This window comes from Bacteroidota bacterium (genome assembly GCA_030706565.1).
In the GTDB taxonomy this organism is placed as follows: domain Bacteria; phylum Bacteroidota; class Bacteroidia; order Bacteroidales; family JAUZOH01; genus JAUZOH01.
In genome coordinates this window covers 1-18,529 of sequence record JAUZOH010000030.1, presented here as the reverse complement: position 1 = coordinate 18,529, position 18,529 = coordinate 1, and the positions used below count along the sequence as shown (strand labels likewise).

At 40.2% G+C, this 18,529-nt stretch carries 12 protein-coding genes; 9 read left to right on the top strand and 3 right to left on the bottom strand.

Features of this window, described 5'->3' with window-relative positions; all coding sequences use genetic code 11:
• Positions 1-336 precede the first annotated feature (336 nt).
• The 5 genes from kdpA to Q8907_03220 are packed head-to-tail and all read left to right on the top strand — an operon-like array spanning position 337 to position 8,079.
• The gene (gene kdpA, locus Q8907_03240; protein MDP4273276.1) at positions 337-2,022 is read left to right on the top strand and encodes a potassium-transporting ATPase subunit KdpA; all 1,686 of its coding nucleotides are present in this window, start codon (positions 337-339) and stop codon (positions 2,020-2,022) included.
• A 10-nt stretch (positions 2,023-2,032) separates the two neighbouring features.
• Positions 2,033-4,129, top strand: coding sequence for a potassium-transporting ATPase subunit KdpB (gene kdpB, locus Q8907_03235; protein ID MDP4273275.1), 2,097 nt, complete (start codon positions 2,033-2,035; stop codon positions 4,127-4,129).
• Between the two features lie 11 nt (positions 4,130-4,140).
• Entirely contained in the window at positions 4,141-4,719 is a 579-nt protein-coding gene (gene kdpC, locus Q8907_03230) for a potassium-transporting ATPase subunit KdpC (protein ID MDP4273274.1), read from the top strand.
• On the top strand, positions 4,716-7,397 hold the full coding sequence (locus Q8907_03225; GenBank protein MDP4273273.1) for a sensor histidine kinase KdpD: 2,682 nt from the start codon (positions 4,716-4,718) through the stop codon (positions 7,395-7,397). The genes kdpC and Q8907_03225 overlap by 4 nt, the downstream gene beginning before the upstream one ends.
• Positions 7,390-8,079 (top strand): response regulator, encoded by a 690-nt coding sequence (locus tag Q8907_03220; GenBank protein MDP4273272.1) that lies wholly within the window; start codon positions 7,390-7,392, stop codon positions 8,077-8,079. The genes Q8907_03225 and Q8907_03220 overlap by 8 nt, the downstream gene beginning before the upstream one ends.
• A gap of 39 nt (positions 8,080-8,118) precedes the next feature.
• On the opposite strand, the gene Q8907_03215 is transcribed toward Q8907_03220, so the two are convergent.
• Both Q8907_03215 and Q8907_03210 read right to left on the bottom strand, forming a co-directional pair.
• The gene (locus Q8907_03215; GenBank protein ID MDP4273271.1) at positions 8,119-10,539 is read right to left on the bottom strand and encodes a TonB-dependent receptor; all 2,421 of its coding nucleotides are present in this window, start codon (positions 10,537-10,539) and stop codon (positions 8,119-8,121) included.
• 442 nt (positions 10,540-10,981) lie between these two features.
• Positions 10,982-11,764 (bottom strand): DUF1295 domain-containing protein, encoded by a 783-nt coding sequence (locus tag Q8907_03210; protein MDP4273270.1) that lies wholly within the window; start codon positions 11,762-11,764, stop codon positions 10,982-10,984.
• Positions 11,765-12,277: 513 nt separating this feature from the next.
• On the opposite strand from Q8907_03210, the gene Q8907_03205 reads away from it, so the two are divergent.
• The 4 genes from Q8907_03205 to Q8907_03190 all read left to right on the top strand — a co-directional run bounded on the left by Q8907_03205 (position 12,278) and on the right by Q8907_03190 (position 17,266).
• Complete coding sequence (locus tag Q8907_03205; protein MDP4273269.1) at positions 12,278-13,153, top strand: electron transfer flavoprotein subunit beta/FixA family protein; 876 nt, start codon at positions 12,278-12,280, stop codon at positions 13,151-13,153.
• Positions 13,154-13,191: 38 nt separating this feature from the next.
• Positions 13,192-14,211: an electron transfer flavoprotein subunit alpha/FixB family protein gene (locus tag Q8907_03200; protein ID MDP4273268.1), complete on the top strand. Its 1,020-nt coding sequence runs from the start codon at positions 13,192-13,194 to the stop codon at positions 14,209-14,211.
• A 74-nt stretch (positions 14,212-14,285) separates the two neighbouring features.
• On the top strand, positions 14,286-15,992 hold the full coding sequence (locus Q8907_03195) for an acyl-CoA dehydrogenase family protein (protein MDP4273267.1): 1,707 nt from the start codon (positions 14,286-14,288) through the stop codon (positions 15,990-15,992).
• A 230-nt stretch (positions 15,993-16,222) separates the two neighbouring features.
• Entirely contained in the window at positions 16,223-17,266 is a 1,044-nt protein-coding gene (locus tag Q8907_03190; GenBank protein MDP4273266.1) for a TlpA disulfide reductase family protein, read from the top strand.
• A 722-nt stretch (positions 17,267-17,988) separates the two neighbouring features.
• On the opposite strand, the gene Q8907_03185 is transcribed toward Q8907_03190, so the two are convergent.
• Entirely contained in the window at positions 17,989-18,465 is a 477-nt protein-coding gene (locus Q8907_03185; protein ID MDP4273265.1) for a hypothetical protein, read from the bottom strand.
• Positions 18,466-18,529: the final 64 nt, after the last annotated feature.

The following is an 18,529-nucleotide window of genomic DNA, read 5'->3' as shown; positions in this document are numbered from 1 at the left end:
ATCTTTATAAAATCTTTATGCCCTTCATATTATTCTTTATACCCTCATTATAACTAATTCCTGAACTTTGTATCGAAAAAATAGGAAAGGAAGAAATGAAAACTTTAGTAATAATATCCCTTATGACTGGAAATCATGATTATACAATAGGTATAATCATAGCAGTAATACTGCTTATATATTTGGTTTATACCCTTATCAAACCTGAAAAATTTTAAACCATGTTACTTATTATCATAAAATTTTTCCTTGGAATAATGATTGTTTTCCTGATAGGTTATTTGCTAACCTACTTTTTGGAAAATTCTTTTCATCTGAAACTCTAATGAATAAAATATGAAAGAAACAGTTCAAATCATTACTTACATTCTTGCCTTAATCCTGTTAAGTCCTGTTTTAGGGAAATACATGACTAAGGTATATACAAATGATAAACATCTTTTAAAGCCCGTAATTGGTTGGCTCGAAAAATTGGTATACAAAATAACAGGAGTGGATGTAGCCGAGGAAATGAATTGGAAGACCTATCTGGTCTCTGTGCTGATCTTTAATTTTTTTGGCTTTCTAGTTGTTTTTCTCTTGCAGCTTTTTCAACAACATCTGCCGTTAAATCCTCAACATCTGCCAGATGTTTCCTGGCACCTTTCCCTGAATACGGCAGTAAGTTTCATGACCAATACCAACTGGCAATCCTACGCCGGGGAAACCACGTTAAGTTACCTGGTACAAATGCTTGGCCTGACAGTCCAGAACTTCGTAAGCGCCGCAACCGGTATGGCAATAATGGTAGCACTAATACGTGGGCTATCTTCTAAAATGTCGTCCAATCTTGGGAATTTCTGGGTTGATATGACACGCTCTGTCTTGTACATTCTGCTGCCATTATCAATCTTATTTTCCATCATTTTATTAGGACAAGGAGTTGTACAGAACTTTTCGCCATACGCCAAAGCAATCACCTTACAGGGACAGGAACAAATCATTCCGCTTGGTCCGGCCGCATCCCAAATTGCGATCAAACAGCTTGGCACCAATGGGGGAGGTTTCTTCAATGCCAACAGTGCCCACCCGTTTGAAAATCCTACTCCCCTGAGTAATTTTCTTGAAATGCTGGCCATATTACTGATCCCGGCATCACTGACTTTCACCTACGGAAAACTTGCAGGATCAGTCCGCCAGGGAGTGACAATCTTTATTGTCATGCTTATTCTGTTTTTTTCAGGATTATCAATCTCGCTCTATTCAGAACATCAGACCAACCCTGTACTTAAAGAATCGTCAACTATGGAAGGCAAAGAGACCCGCTTCGGTATAGCAAACAGTGTCTTATGGTCGGTGGTCACCTCGGACGCCTCCAACGGTTCGGTCAATGCCATGCACGACAGCCTTTCGCCCTTGTCGGGGATGACGGCCATGTTTAATATCATGTTGGGAGAAGTGATTTTTGGCGGAGTAGGTTCAGGAATTTATGGCATGGTGGTTTTCATCATACTTACGGTATTCATTGCCGGGCTTATGGTGGGAAGGACGCCTGAATACCTGGGCAAAAAAATTGAAGCCTTTGAAGTCAAGATGGCCATTCTTGCGGTACTTGCGCCCAGTGTGGTTATTCTATTGTTCTCTGCCTGGGCTTGTTCCTCACCTTTAGGCTTATCCGGATTAAATAATGCCGGCCCGCATGGACTGTCGGAGATATTATATGCTTTCACTTCCGCAGCCGGGAATAATGGTAGTGCTTTTGCCGGTTTAAATGCGAATACAGTATTTTATAACCTTACAATTGCTTTGGGAATGCTTATCGGCCGTTTTGGAGTCATCATTCCCATTATGGCCATTGCAGGCAATATGGCTTCAAAAAAGATTACACCTCTTTCTGCTGGAACCTTTAAAACCGACAACTGGCTGTTTGCTGTTTTATTAATCGGAGTAATCCTCATTGTCGGCGGGCTGACATTCTTCCCTGCTCTCGCGTTAGGACCTGTTGTTGAACATTTTTTAATGAATTCTGCTATTACCTTTTAATAATTGAATGATGAACAAATCAGAGAAACAAAATTCAAAATTGTTTACTAAAAAGATATTTATTGAGGCTCTTAAAGATTCTTTCATCAAATTAAACCCGGTTTCTTTAATCAAAAATCCGGTCATATTTATTGTAGGAATTGGAGCGGTACTTACGACACTCATTGTCCTGGGAGAAATCTTCTCCCATTCTTATTCCTCATTCAACCTCCAGATCACGATCTGGTTATGGTTCACCGTATTGTTCGCCAATTTTTCGGAAGCAATTGCCGAAGGAAGGGGAAAGGCACAGGCCGAAAGCCTCAGAAAGAGCCGCACGCAGACAAAAGCCCGCCGGTTATTAAATAAAAAGGAAGAAATCATCATGGCCACAGAACTAAGAAAAGGCGACATTGTGGTTTGTGAAAGCGGGGATATTATTCCTGCCGACGGCGAAGTCATAGAAGGAATTGCCAGTGTTGATGAATCAGCCATTACCGGAGAATCGGCTCCGGTAATTCGCGAAAGCGGCGGCGACCGGAATGCCGTAACCGGAGGTACAAAGGTAATCAGTGACAGGATTTTAGTCAGGATTGTTTCTGAACAGGGAAATACTTTTCTGGACAGGATGATTGCGCTGGTTGAGGGAGCCAAACGTCAGAAAACGCCCAATGAAATTGCACTGACCATTTTATTATCCGGGCTTACCATCATTTTCCTGTTGGCTGTAGCATCCCTGCCGGCATTTTTCGGATACAGCCTCATCGCCTCCAAAATGAATCCTTCTCTTAACCTGAAGCTGCCCGTTTTGATATCATTGCTGGTCTGCCTGATACCTACGACAATAGGTGGATTGCTCAATGCAATCGGCATAAGCGGCATGGACAGGCTTCTGCAGAAAAATGTAATTGCCACCAGCGGCAAAGCCATAGAAGCCGCCGGCGATGTCGATGTTCTGTTGCTGGACAAAACCGGTACCATCACTCTGGGAAACCGTATGGCTTCAGAGTTTATCCCTGCTGAAGGTATTTCCAATGAAGAGCTGGCCGATGCAGCCCAATTATCATCCCTGGCCGATGAAACTCCTGAAGGCCGTTCCATTGTTGTACTTGCAAAAAAATTATTCAACCTCAGGGGTAGGAATATCCCGCAGAAAGATACGGTTTTTGTTCCCTTCACGGCCCAAACCCGGATGAGCGGAATCGACATTAATTTACCCGACGGTTCCGTCAGGCATATCCGGAAAGGAGCTTCGGATACCATCAGAAAATTCATTGAAAATAATGACGGTTATTTTCCGAAAAATGTGGAGGAAACCGTGAATAATCTGGCCAAACAGGGAGCAACGCCATTGGTCGTTGCAGAGAACAACCGGGTACTTGGTGTCATTCATTTAAAGGATATTGTAAAAGGCGGCATCAAACAACGGTTTGCCCAACTCCGGAAGATGGGAATCCGCACCGTTATGATCACCGGGGATAATCCGCTGACTGCCGCGGCCATTGCAGCAGAAGCCGGTGTGGACGATTTTCTGGCTGAAGCAAAACCCGAAGATAAACTTTACAGGATCAGGCAGGAACAAGCCAACGGACATCTGGTCGGAATGATCGGGGACGGCACAAACGATGCCCCTGCCTTGGCCCAGGCAGATGTCGGGATTGCTATGAATTCAGGAACACAGGCAGCCCGGGAAGCCGGTAATATGGTTGATCTCGACAGCAACCCCACCAAACTGATTGAGGTTGTTGAAACGGGAAAGCAACTGCTCATCACCCGCGGAGCGCTGACTACTTTCAGCGTAGCCAATGATGTTTCCAAGTATTTTGCCATCATCCCAGCAATTGCTGCAACTCTGTATGCCACAGCAAGCCATCAGGGGCCGCTCTCTGCCCTGAATATCATGAAACTGTCAACTCCTCAAAGCGCCATTTTAAGCGCCGTCATTTTCAATGCCCTGATTATTATCCTGCTTGTTCCCATGGCCTTAAAAGGAGTAAAATACCGGCCTTTAAATGCAAACTCCCTGCTAAGCCGGAATATACTAATTTACGGCGCTGGCGGATTAATCGTGCCGTTTATCGGTATCAAATTGATTGACCTGTTTCTCGTTTTAATACATGCTGTTTAAATAATGAAAAAATGAAAAAACAATTTTTCATAGCAATAAAATTCCTGATGGTCATAACTATTATCACCGGAATTGTTTACCCTGTTTTCGTTACAGTCATTGCCCAAACAGCCTTTAAGGATAAGGCCAATGGAAGTCTGATTACAAAAAACGGAAAAATTATCGGTTCCCAGTTAATTGGACAGAACTTTAACACTAGCCGTTATTTCTGGCCCAGGCCTTCGTCATGTGATTATAACCCTTTGCAATCAGCTGGTTCGAATCTGGGACCTACCAGCAAAAAGCTTAAAGTTCAGGTTGAAAAGCGGAGAGCTTCGTTTATCAAAGAAAACGGAATCAAGGACAGTATCCGAATTCCTTCTGAAATGTTGTTTGCCTCCGGCAGCGGACTTGATCCTGACATTTCACCCGAAGCTGCCATATTACAAGTCAACAGAATTGAAAAAGCAAGGAACTTCAATGAAGCTCAGTGCCATCAACTCATCAGCATAATCCACAAAATAACTGAAAAGCCACAGTTTTTTATGTTCGGAGAAGAAAAAATCAATGTTTTTCGATTAAATTTAGAACTCGATAATATAAGACAATGACAGTCGAACAAAACAGACCCAATCCCGATGAATTGCTTTCTGCACTAAAACTTGAAGAAGAGAAAAGCAAAAAGGGAAAGCTGAAAATATTTTTTGGCATGTGTGCCGGCGTAGGAAAAACTTATGCCATGCTACAGGCTGCCCAAAATGAAAAAGCCAAAGGAGTGGATCTGGTCATTGCCTTTGTTGAAACACATAATCGAGAGGATACCGGGAAACTTCTTGAAGGCCTGGAAATAATTCCCCGAAAAACTTATTCATATAAAAATACTACGCTTCAGGAACTGGACATTGATGCAGTAATTCAACGCAAGCCCAAAATTGCTATTATCGATGAACTGGCTCACAGCAATGCACCAGGAAGCCGCCATACCAAAAGGTTCCAGGATGTACTGGATATACTCGACAACGGGATCGATGTCTATACGACTGTCAATGTTCAACATCTCGAAAGCCGCTCGGAGACAGTGACCCAAATAACCGGTGTGCCCGTCAGAGAAACCCTGCCCGATGATATTTTCGAAAAAGCCGATTTTCTTGAACTGGTTGATATTACACCCGACGAATTGCTTCAACGGTTCTCCGAAGGTAAAATTTACACGCCGGAACGTTCCCGTGAAGCTATCCAAAATTTTTTCCGGAAAGGGAATATCACTGCACTCCGTGAGATGGCTTTGCGAATTATGGCCGACAGGGTGGATAAGCAGCTGCATCAATATATGCAGCAAAAACGGATACCCGGTCCCTGGAAATCAGGTTTGCATCTGATGGCAGTGATTGGCCCCAGTCCATATTCTGCCAAACTTTTAAGATGGGCAAAAAACCTTTCCTATACTATGGGCGCCACATTACTTGCCGTTCATGTTGAAAGCTCCCGCAAGCTTTCAGAAACCCAGCAACTGCAACTGACCAAAAACATAAACCTGGCCAAGCAGTTGGGCGCAGAATACATTTCCACTTCCGGAGATGACATTGTCAAGGCAATTTTAAATATTGCTCAAAAAGAAAACATCACTCATATTATTATAGGTAAAAGCCGGAAAAGAACCTTTCTCCAATTATTCAGGGTCGGAAATTTCGTCAACAGGATCATCCGGCATAGCGGAAATATAGATGTATATGTCGTAGGTTCTGATTTATTATCGGATAATAAATATAAAAAATACATATCGCTGCCGGCCTTTAGTTCCGGTTTTTCGCATTATGTAGCTGCTGCTATGGTCATCATTTTGACAGCGCTCTGCTTTTATCCGCTTCACAATCTGATTGGCTATCAGATTGTTGCATTCGCCTTGCTTTTTACGGTTTCTATTCTGGCCATTTTTTACGGAATTGGTCCCATTTTGCTTGCAGCAACACTAAGTGCCCTTTTGTGGGATTTTTTCTTTATTCCTCCTTCATTTACCCTGCATATTGGAAAGCCGGAAGATGTAATGATCCTGTTGATGTACTTCACTATTGCTTTACTAAATGGAGTTTTAACTTCTCGCGTCCGAAGGCAGGAAAGATTAACCAGGGATAGGGAAGAACGTACTAATGCTCTATTTCAATTGACTAAAAAACTTTCCTTGGCCTCCGGCGTTCAAGAAATATTAAAAATTTCAGATAATGCCATAGAAAAGCATTTCCATTTTAACTGTACCTTCATCCTGCAAAACGGTAATAATGAATTAAGTCAGGATTACAGGGAAACTTCTCATTTCCACCTGTCGGGTTCCGAATTAAGTATTGCTGCCTGGGCATTCCAACATTCGGATGTCGCCGGGAAATTCACTGATACTCTTCCTTCTACCGATCTGACTTTTTACCCGCTTAACGGGGCAAGGCTTCGCCTGGGAGTTGCAGCCATCAAACATGAAAAAGCCTTCACCCACGATGAAGAATTATTCTGGGATAATTTCAAAACCCAAATAATCAACGCACTTGAACGGGAGTTTCTCAACGAGATGGCCCTTAGGGCTTCTATTCTCAATGAATCCGACAAGCTTTACAAAACCTTGTTCAATTCTATTTCACATGAATTGAGGATTCCCATTGCCACCATCATGGGCGCTTCAGATTCCCTCCTGTCCACAGAGTTTGATAAAAAAACTTCGTCCAGTTTGTGTTCGGAAATCTATACTGCATCCCGGCGTTTAAACAGATTGATTGAGAATCTCCTTAATATGTCAAGGCTTGAATCAGGAAGGATCACACCTCGCCTTGACTGGTACGATGTCCACGATTTAGCATATACCGTAACCGAAAATTTAAAAAACGAACTTCAGAATTTTACAGCAGAAATAGTCATTCCCGAGGATATGCCTTTGGTGAAATTTGATTTTGGGTTGATTGAGCAGGTTTTGCACAACCTGGTATTCAATTCAACCCAACACGCACCGGAGAAATCGACCATTCGCATTAAAATGTATTACGATAAGCCCAATTTTGTCATGCAGGTAATGGACAGGGGAACCGGATTTCCTTCAGAAACCCTACCCTTTGTACTGAATAAATTTTACAGGCTGGAAAGTTCTAAAACAGGAGGGACAGGTCTGGGCTTATCCATCGTAAAAGGATTTGTTGAAGCCCACAACGGGACGGTGCAGATCAAAAACAGGCAACACGGAGGGGCCGTCATCACAGTCAAAATACCCTCTGACTTACCGGAATTTAATTTAAACAAAACGAATGAGTAGTAATGAGAATCTAATATTGATCATTGATGACGAGGTTCAAATCCGTCGGTTGCTGGAAATCACTTTAAATGTAAATGAATATAAAGTTTGCGAAGCAACCAACGCAAAGGAAGGATTAATGGCCGCAGCCACCAACAATCCGGCCCTGATCATTCTCGATTTGGGATTGCCGGACGAAGATGGTCAGAGTGTCTTAAAAAAATTAAGGGAGTGGTTTAACGGGCCGATTATTGTTCTTTCCGTCAGAAATTCCGAAGAAGATATCATCCGTGCCCTCGACAGCGGGGCCAATGATTACCTCACCAAACCATTCCGCACGGGAGAATTGCTTGCGCGCATAAGGGCAGCATTCCGTTTTATCCAGCAGGGAGAAAAGGAAAATCCCATATTGACTTTTTCCAATTTAACCGTTGACCTTTCCAGTCATACAGTAAAAAAGGGCGGTACAACCCTAAAACTCACCTCTACAGAATACGCCTTACTTGCCCTGCTTGCAAAAAATTCAGGAAAGGTATTAACCCATCAATATATCTTGAGGGAAGTCTGGGGGCAAGGTTATATTGACCAGACCCAATATCTCAGGGTTTTTATTGCGCAGGTACGCAAGAAGATCGAGACCGATCCCTCACGTCCTTCGCTAATTATTACCGAATCAGGAATAGGTTATAGATTTGGGGAATAAGAAAGGAAGTTCTCTCATTCCCCAGACATGTCCCGGTTATTAATTACTTCCTCCCTGACTGCTTCCCCCGCTCTTCAAATCATCATTCTGAATGCCCCGGCGTGCTTTCTTAACCTCCAGGTTCATTTTCCCAAAATTGTAAGTTATGTTAAAACGGAAGGTTTGGGCCAGACGGGTGGTTTTAGATTGAACATAAAATGTCTGGTCTTTAGATTCAAAGGTAAACTTCTTTTCGTGCCAGAATGGATCCCTTGCAGACAGGCTTAAAATCAGCTTACGTTTCAGAAGATATTGCGAAAGGCCTATGCCAGTATAAAAGAAAGAAGTTGATTTTCCCTGGAGCATAATATTGGGTGAATAGATACCGCCATTAGCGTTCAATGTCCCGTTTTTCCACAAGGTCACCTGACCTCCCAAAGAGCCCATGTAATTAAAACCTTCGTTATTGATGGAATAACCATTGTTGGCTTCAAGTTTGCTATAATTAGCGCCACCGTTGAAATAAATATTAAATTTCACACCCGCACGGTAAGAGCCATAAATATTTAACCCATAGTTCTGATCTTTCCCAATATTTTCATAAGTAGTAACTACAGCTCCATTTGATTGTACTTTTGAAATGTTTTCTATAGAATTATTTACAAAGAAAGCGGAGGAAGAGACCGAAAAATTGAACTTAGGAGTAAAAATACTATATCCCAATTCAAAGGAGTGTGAAACTTCAGCCACCAATGAAGGATTTCCATAACTGATATTCATAGAATCAACATTATTGACGTATGGATTCAGATACCATATACCGGGACGTGAAAGCCGTTGAGTATATGAAGCTTTTAACGTTTGCCCTTCCTTGGGCATATAGGCGATGGTAATATAAGGTACCAGATTGAAAAGTCTGTTTGTAAAATCGTAATTATTACCATTAGCCCTTGATTTCCCGTCGTTCCAGGTACGTTCCAACCTTAAACCCGTTTTCGTGCTGAATTTTTTCAATTTAAAAACATAACCGGCATAAGCACCAAGAATATATTGATCGTAATCCAAATCATTGCCATTATTTAATTCTACAGAATTGCGATAAGTATCAGAATTGCTGGTATTTTGCCGCAAAATAAATTTCATTCCCCCTTCTATCTGGTGGATTTTGGTTAAAGGATCATAGTAATCGACCTGAATGGTTTGTTCGCGACCATTCGCATTATTATGAGACCTTTGTTGATACGAGGGATAATTGGACAAACCAGCTATATCAGAAGTACTGTTTGTAGCATTGGGATTGTTGTCAAGTTTGTAGGAAAAAGTAAGAGATTTATCCGGTTTTTTATAGGTTTTCTGATAATCTATACTTCCGGAAAGCGAGCCATAGGAATTCTTACTCTCGTAATTATTCTGATACCACCGGGTTATATCCCTGCCAGTATTATAATATTTGGTTTCACTGAAATTATTGCTTCGGTAGGAACCATCATATCCCCAAAAAGAAAGACTGATCAGGTTCAATGAGTCGACCTCATAACTTGCCTCCCCTGAAAAACCGTTGGAAAGGCCTTTGTAAATACTGCTGCCAGAGGAATTCAAAAAGTGATAGTCTGTATTATTATAGTATTCTCCATTGCTGGTATTTTTAGTACTGGGTTGTTTAAACTGATTGGCATAATAACGGGCTGAAAAACTGAATTTATTAATTTTTGCAGCCAGGTAAAGGCTTCCGTTAAGACTTCCCCTGGAATCCATTCCAGCACTTACACTTCCGTTGTATCCGCTAAATGTTTTTTTTGCAGTGATTATATTAATGATTCCCCCAACCCCTTCTGCATCATATTTCGAGGAAGGATTGGTGATAACTTCAATGTCTTTTATTGTATTAGCCGGAAGGCTTTTGAGTACATCCTTCAGATTATTTGACATCATTGAGGAACTTTTGCCATTAACCAGCACTTTGAAATTCGACTGCCCTTTCAGGGTTATATTGTCCTCAGCATCAACAGTTATAAGGGGTACTTTACGAAGCATCTCCAACGTATTGTTGGTTTGCGATTCAGGGTCAGATTCCACACTATATGTGATCTTGTCAACATTTACCTTGACCAGAGGTTTCTGGGCGGTGATAGTAACAGTCTTCAATTCCACTCCCTCTTCCATAGCAAGAGAACCCAGATTAGTTAATTCATCTTTAATACTTATGGGAATATGAACTTCCGTATAACCTACTGAAGAAAGGATCAGTGTATATTTGCGTGCCTTTCCGGCCTGAATGGTAAAACGGCCTGAAGCATCGCTGGCCAGCATGATTTTTTCCTTGGTACTGTCATTTTTTAAAGTTACCGTAGCATAAGGGATACTTTTCCCACTTAGTTTTTCTATAACCTGTCCACTAACCCGGTAGTTAATGAACTTATTTTGCGACATTCCGGGCAAAGAAATGACCAAACACAATAATAAAATAAAAAAAGATTTCATAAATTTTAATTAAAATATTAAAAATTAATGCATATCATCAACAGGATTATAAATGACAGGCTTCTTAAAATAAATAAATCAGTTTGTTATTAGACTGCTAATTATTTATTAATCAAATGGGAAATGGGAAATGGGATAATACTATACCCCTCTTTTTAGCAAAAGTCCAATTTGTCTTCAAATGTTGAAGTGGCAAATAGTTCTCTTGCATACTAAAAAATTTATAACATTTATGTTATAATTAAGTTTATATAACGATTAAAAATTATTTTTTATTATCAAAACTAGCTAATATTTTTTCTTAACATAAAAATTCCCAATATCAGCAATATATTGCCAGTATTATTTCTGTTAAATTTATTCTTTTAAAGGCACTTAGTTATAAGATTACGATTTTCAAATTACTGCAACAACAATTTAGAAGGGGCTTCATTAATTATCATTACTTTTTGGGGAACCAGGGGAAAAAGGCATTTGTTCTAGACATATAATCCGCATATCCCAGCTTTGTTTCCTTTAAATTTTTTTCAAGCATAGCTACTCCGGAAACTTTGACGATCATGAAGGTCATCAAAACAGAACCCAGGACCGGGAAATCACTTCCTGCGGCCAGGCATAAAAAACCATATCCCCACCAAACCATGGCATCGCCAAAATAATTCGGGTGCCGGCAATATTTCCATAAACCTCTATCCATAAGCCTGTTTTTATCTTTCCTTTCAGTTTTAAACCGGGCCATCTGAATATCTGCAACGGTTTCAAAAATCATTCCTGCAATCCATAACATAAATCCGATCAGATCTAAAATATTGAAAGAATAGTCGGAATCAGAAAACTGGGCACCCAGAAGTGGCGCAGAAATCAGCCACATTAATATACCATATATGATGCAGGTTTTTAAAAATAAAATCCATTTCAAACGATTTCCTTCTATTTTCTTCTTTAAATTTTGAATATGTAAATCCTCGCCCTGCCGGATACTTCTCCAGATAAGATAGGACGAAAGGCGGATCCCCCATGTAGCAACTAAAAACATCAACAAAAATTTCCGGGGTCCAAAGCCTACTGTCTTTACAAAGTAAAATGCACAAATGACCACGAATCCCAATCCCCAGAAAAAATCGACTATACTGGTATTTTTAAAATAAATGCTGATCAGCCATAAGGCAAACATCAACAAAAGAAAAACCAATAAAGCCTGAAAATAAATTTGAATAAATGTCATGACTATATGATTTAATTTAACAAAACTACAAACCATTACAATCTTCAAGACGCATAATTTTTAGACTGAAATGCTGAAATTTCAGTCGTAAAAAAAATCATCTCGTATATGTATCACAGAACAACCGTTCTTTGATTAAAAATACTATTTTTTTGATAATCTGTATTATAATTATTGTTTTTTTGGACAAAAATCTTTCTCAGGAGAAAAGCTAACCAGAGGGTAAGTTTTATTCCGGAATGAATTTTACTCAAATAGAAATTTTATCTGAATCAGAATCATGCCAACCTGAACCCTAATATTGAAGAAAAAATAAGAAGACCAATAGCACAAACAATTGACCATAAAAAATTTCTTTTCTTGTTTTCTTCTCTTCTTTATTTATATTTGCCCTTTAATTTTTTGGATTAAAATTTTGATTGCTGCGTAAAGGCCTGATTTATTAATGGTTGTAACGTCAAGCGGTTAAAATTCCATAATTTATTACTTATTCAATCATTTTAACTGATATCCATGAAGGGACTTAAAATCATTGTTCTGGCCAAGCAGGTTCCCGACACCCGAAATGTCGGGAAAGACGCCATGAAAGCCGACGGAACGGTGAATCGTGCTGCATTACCTGCTATTTTCAATCCGGAAGATTTAAATGCATTAGAACAGGCACTACGCTTAAAAGACAAATACCCGGAAACCACCATTACCTTAGTCACCATGGGGCCCGGAAGAGCTGCCGAAGTCATCAGGGAAGCCATGTATCGCGGTGCTGATGGCGGAATTTTACTTTGCGACCGCAAATTTGCCGGTTCAGATACCTTGGCAACTTCTTACACCATTTCTTGTGCATTAAGGAAGCTCCAGCCTTTTGACATATTGCTTTGCGGCCGTCAGGCTATTGATGGGGATACCGCGCAGGTCGGGCCACAGGTTGCCGAAAAACTGGCTATGCCTCAAATTACTTATGCCGAAGAGGTAATCGATTGCACTGATCAAAAAATAACGGTTAAACGCCGTCTGGAAAGAGGTGTAGAAGTTGTTTCCTCAACTTTCCCGGTTCTGATAACCGTTCACAGTTCTGCTCCTGCCTGCAGGGCACGTAACGCCAAATTCCTGATGAAATACAAACATGCGCGTACTGCCAGCGAATTACAGGATGCCAGCGAAGATTATATCCAACTTCACAAAACCAGGACATATCTGCACCTGGATGAATGGAGCGTAGCCGATTTCGAAACAAGAGAAGACTATCTCGGACTGACCGGCTCGCCTACAAAAGTTAAGAAAGTGGAAAATGTAGTATTTACTGCAAAAGAATCACAGGTCCTTCAGCCTGATGATGCCTCCATTGAAAATCTGATGGCAGAACTCATCACCAATCACACCATTGGTTAATTTCAAATGGTTTATTATTAATATTAAAATATTTTGTCGTGAACAACATATTAGTATATTGTGAAATAGAAGAAGGCATCGTAGCTGACGTTAGCCTTGAACTTTTAACCAAGGGCCGGAGTCTGGCTAATGACCTGAAATGCAAACTCGAAGCAGTTGTTATTGGCTCCAGCCTCAATGAGGTAGGTAAACAGGTTTTCCCATACGGCGTAGATATTCTTCACACTGCTGATGACAAGGAACTCTATCCTTACCGTACCCTTCCCCATGCTTCAATTCTCAGCAATCTGATTAAAGAAGAGAAACCTCAGATCGTTTTATTTGGAGCCTCTTCCAATGGCCGTGATCTTGCACCCCGTATCGCATCCGAATTACGCTGCGGATTAACAGCCGATTGTACAAGCCTTGTGATTGGCGATCATACCGACCACAAGACAGGCAAGGAATATCAGAACCTGCTTTATCAGATCCGTCCGGCTTTCGGTGGGAACATCCTGGCTACCATCGTAAACCCTGAAACTCGCCCGCAAATGGCTACTGTACGTGAAGGGGTTATGAAGAAAGAAGTTCTCGATACCCGTTACAGTGGAGAATCCAAAAAGATTGACGTTTCCAAAATTTTAAAACCTGAAGATTTCGTTCTTGAAATCATAGAACGCGAAATTGAAAAAAGCAAGGTTAATGTAAAATCAGCCAACATCATCGTTTCCGGTGGTTATGGCGTTGGATCAAAAGAAAACTTCCAATTGCTGTTTGACCTGGCAGAAGTGTTGGGCGGCGAAGTTGGCGGTTCAAGGGCTGCCGTTGATGCCGGATTCATTGAACACGAACGCCAGATCGGCCAGACCGGTGTTACCGTACGCCCCAAATTATACATTGCCTGCGGTATTTCCGGACAAATTCAGCACCGTGCGGGGATGATGGAATCAGCAATGATTATTTCTATCAACACCGATAAGAATGCCCCCATCAACCAAATTGCTGACTATGCAATTATAGGCGACTTGAACATGGTCATCCCGAAAATGATCAAGTACTATAAAAAGCATTCCAAATAATGTAGTGACGCAGTGGACAACCTGAAGTAAAGGCTGTTTCAAGTTACTTGAATAATAAATAAATAAGAAAAATCATGGCAAATTTTTATTCCGATAATAAAGACTTAAAATTCCATCTTACCCACCCTTTAATGAAAAAGATCGTTTCATTGAAGGAAGAGGATTTTGCCGAAAAATGCGTGTACGATTATTGTCCGCTCGATTATGAAGATGCAATCGACAGCTATGACAAGGTACTTGACCTGGTGGGCAGCATTAGCGGCGACACCATTGCCAATAACGCGAAATCGGTTGATGAAGAAGGTCCCGTTATAGAAAATAATCATGTGGTTTACGCTAAAGGAACCCAAGAAAATTTTGACGAGGTTGTCCAGGCCGGACTTTATGGCATGACCTTGCCCCGTAAATATGACGGGCTGAACTTTCCTATTGTTCCTTACTGCATGGCAGCAGAAATGGTATCACGTGCCGATGCAAGTTTTGTCAACATCTGGGGTTTGCAGGATTGCGCTGAGACCATTCATGAATTCGGCAGCGATGAGCTGAAAGACGAATTCCTGCCCAGGATCAACAAAGGAGCTACGGCTTCCATGGACCTTACCGAACCTGATGCAGGCAGCGATCTTCAGGCTATCCAGCTGAAAGCCACCTGGGACGAAGGACGTAAAACCTGGGTACTTAACGGTGTGAAAAGGTTTATCACCAATGGTGATTCTGACATTTCCCTGGTAATGGCCCGTAGCGAAGAAGGCACTACCGATGCCCGCGGTATTTCACTCTTTATTTATGATCGTCAAGACGGAGGTTTCACTGTCCGCCGTATCGAACACAAAATGGGTATCAAAGGCTCGCCTACCTGCGAACTGGTATTCAAAGACGCTCCCGCAAAATTGCTGGGCGACCGTAAAATGGGACTGATCAAATATGTAATGTCTCTGATGAACTCAGCCCGTCTGGGTATTGGAGCACAATCAGTAGGAATTGCTGAAGCCGCTTTACGCGAAGCTGAAAAATACGCCAGCGAACGTTTGCAGTTTGGAAAACCTATCATTCAATTCCCTGCCGTTTACGAAATCCTCACCAACATGAAGGTGAAAACACAGGCCATGCGTACCCTTTTGTATGAGACAGCCCGTTTCGTAGACATTTACAAAGCTTACTCCTTCATCTCAAACAAGCGCAAGCTTGAACCAGAAGAACGTAATGAATTCAAAAAATACCAGAAACTGGCCGATGCCTATACTCCGTTGCTGAAGCTTTTCTCAAGTGAAGGCTGTAACCGCCTGGCTTATGACGCTATTCAGGTACACGGAGGTACAGGATTCATGCATGATTTCCCGGTTGAAAGGATATACCGTGATGCACGTATTACTTCAATTTATGAAGGCACTTCACAATTACAGGTAGTTGCTGCTATTCGTGGCGTTACAACGGGGGCGTTCCTCTCGCACATCAAAGATGAGTACGAAAAAACGGTCAACAAACCGGAATTCGATTACCTCAAACGTATTTTGATGGATATGACCGCCGAATATGAACAGGCACTGAACAAGGTCCATTCCGTTAACGACAATGAATTCCTTGATTTCCATGCCCGCCGCTTGGTCGAAATGATCGGCAACATCGTAATCGGTTATCTTTTAATTTTGGATGCCATGCGCGATCCGGAATACAAGAATTCAGCCGAGCTGTTTATCAAAACCGGCAAATCCGAAAATAAAGATAAACTGGATTACATCATGAGTTCAGAATTAAAGGATTTGGGATTGTACAAACACTAAAAATCCGATAAATAATAGAAAAGCTGCTTCATCCGGAGCGGCTTTTTTTATGACCATGCGCGAACAATAAATCAGCAAATAATTTGTTTTTTATAAATAATATTTCGACATTTAACATAAAATAATATTATATTATTTCCTTTGTGATAAATGGATATGGCTAAAAAGAGAATAGACGTAAGTTTGTTAGCATATATTTCTTAAATATTATTCACTAAAACCTTAAAAACATGAAAAATTTATTTTTGGTAAGCCTAATAATTATTGGCATATCACTATCATGCCAGAACCAAAGGGGAAAAGATGCAAACAACTTCTTTCTCACAGGAAAAATTATCGGTCAGGATACAGGTAAAATAATTTTAAGTTATGGTTTTGGTATAAAATACCATGAGGATACGGCTAAAATAAGAAATGGCGAATTTACTTTCCAAGGAACAGTAGAAGAGCCCACGAGAGGTTCAATAATTGATGGAAGCACCTCAAACAGTGTTACCATTTATTTAGAACCAGGAAAATTAATAGCCACAATTCACCAAAACAAATCTATGAGTATTAATCTTTCTGGTTCTAATTCTCAAAAAGAATTAGATAATCTGAATAAGATTCTTGAATCTACCAATAATAAAGATTCTGTTTTGCGAAACTTCGTTACTAAAAACCCCAATTCTTATCTTACCCCATATTATTTATGTTCTCTTAAAATTTCTCCCGATTCATTAAAAAATATTTACAATGGTTTAAATGTTGGTATTCAAAAAAGCAGATGGGGCAGAATGGCTCAGGGGCATATTAAACAACATCAAAATACCACAGTTGGAGAATTTGCCACAGACTTTAAAGCTATTGACCTGAATGGAGATTCAATTACTCTTTCGCAGTTTAAAGGGAAAAATACAGTAATGTTAGAATTTTGGTCAAGTACTTGTTTATATTGTCGTCAAAGTATCCCTCATTTAAAATCGCTTTACACAAAATATCATTCAAAAGGCCTTGAAATAATAGCAATTGCATGTATGGATATAAGTAAAGAATCATGGATATCCGCAATAAATCAAGATGGCACTGGAATGTGGCATCAAATTGGAACAGTTTTCCGTAACGGACTAACAATTAACGAACAACCCACATTTGATTATCCTTATGCACCAATTCCCCGAACAATCTTAATAGATGTCAACGGCAGAATACTTGGAAATTGGGAAGGTAAATCTGATGAAAATACAAAATCCCTGGATAATGAATTAAAAAGAATCTTTAGTAATAAAAGCTAAAAACTAAAGCCAATTAATACGACCAAAAGTTAATTAAGTCTTTACACTCAATTTTATTTAATTTCTATGAAATAAACATGTTTGCGAATAAAACACTGATCAGGTAGAAAACAAGGTGGATAGATATTTAGGTGAAATTTGTTCAGGTCAGTAAATGAATCCCGGCGTTTCTCCTCTTAGCTCAGTAGTTCTCCGTATAACAATAATATTTTATTGAAGTTTTGCAAGAAGTAAAAAGGGATAATAACGGGATACTGCTTCATGATATTACTCCGTGAGAATCAGTTTTTTCTCAGCGGATCTCAGCGTAAATGAATATTATGACACTGGCATAGAAGATAAATGGTTTGAAGTAGTTTGAAGTGGTTTTAAATGGTTTGGTTTTCCATTTATCTTGGCGACTTGGCGTCATTTGCGAGAAATGTGTTTCACGCAAAGGCGCAGAGACGCAAAAAATACTTTTAACCACAAAAGATTTGTTTTAAACGCTTGATGGAGTAAAGTCCTGGAACTTTTTAATGAATCACCGGCCTGTTTTATCCCATTTGGTAAGGTATGGGGTTGAAAGCCAATAAATCACGGACGTTAAATTTTTTCCGTACAGAGAAATATTTAGTTATGGCTTATAAATTAAAATTTAAAAGCCGTATATCATCGCGACATACGGCTTTTATGATCAGAAAAAAATAACAAAATCAAACGTTTTTTAATCTCATTTTATATTAGAAGGCCTGTTTATCTTTATTTACTTTTTTCTGGGCCTTATTCCTTTGGATCCTGTCTTTATTTAATTCTTTCCTCTGGGCATTAACCGACTTTTGATCCTGGTTTCTGTCTTTGGCATCCTGCTTCAATTCTTTTTTATCGCCCCGGATATCCTTTCTGTCAGCTTTTAATTGGCCGGCAGTAGCCCCCTCAACTTTATCCTTATGGATATTCTTGCGGTCAACCCTCAAATCCTTTTTATCTGTATTAACTTCTTTCTGGTCAAGATTTCTGGCTTTTCTATCCTGACGCAATGCTTTTTTATCGGAATTGACTTCCTTTTGTTCCAGATTCCTGCTGTGCCTGTCCCTTTTCAACTGTTTCTGAGTTGAACTGCCAGCGCTTGTACTGGTAGATGTTGTAACCGGAGTCTGTGCCCCTGCTGAAAAGGCAATGAACAAACCCAATGATAACAATAAAATGGCTTTTTTCATGATGAAGAAATTTAATTGTTTTATGTTTAGACAAAATATGTACATTATGGTTTAGTTTAACACT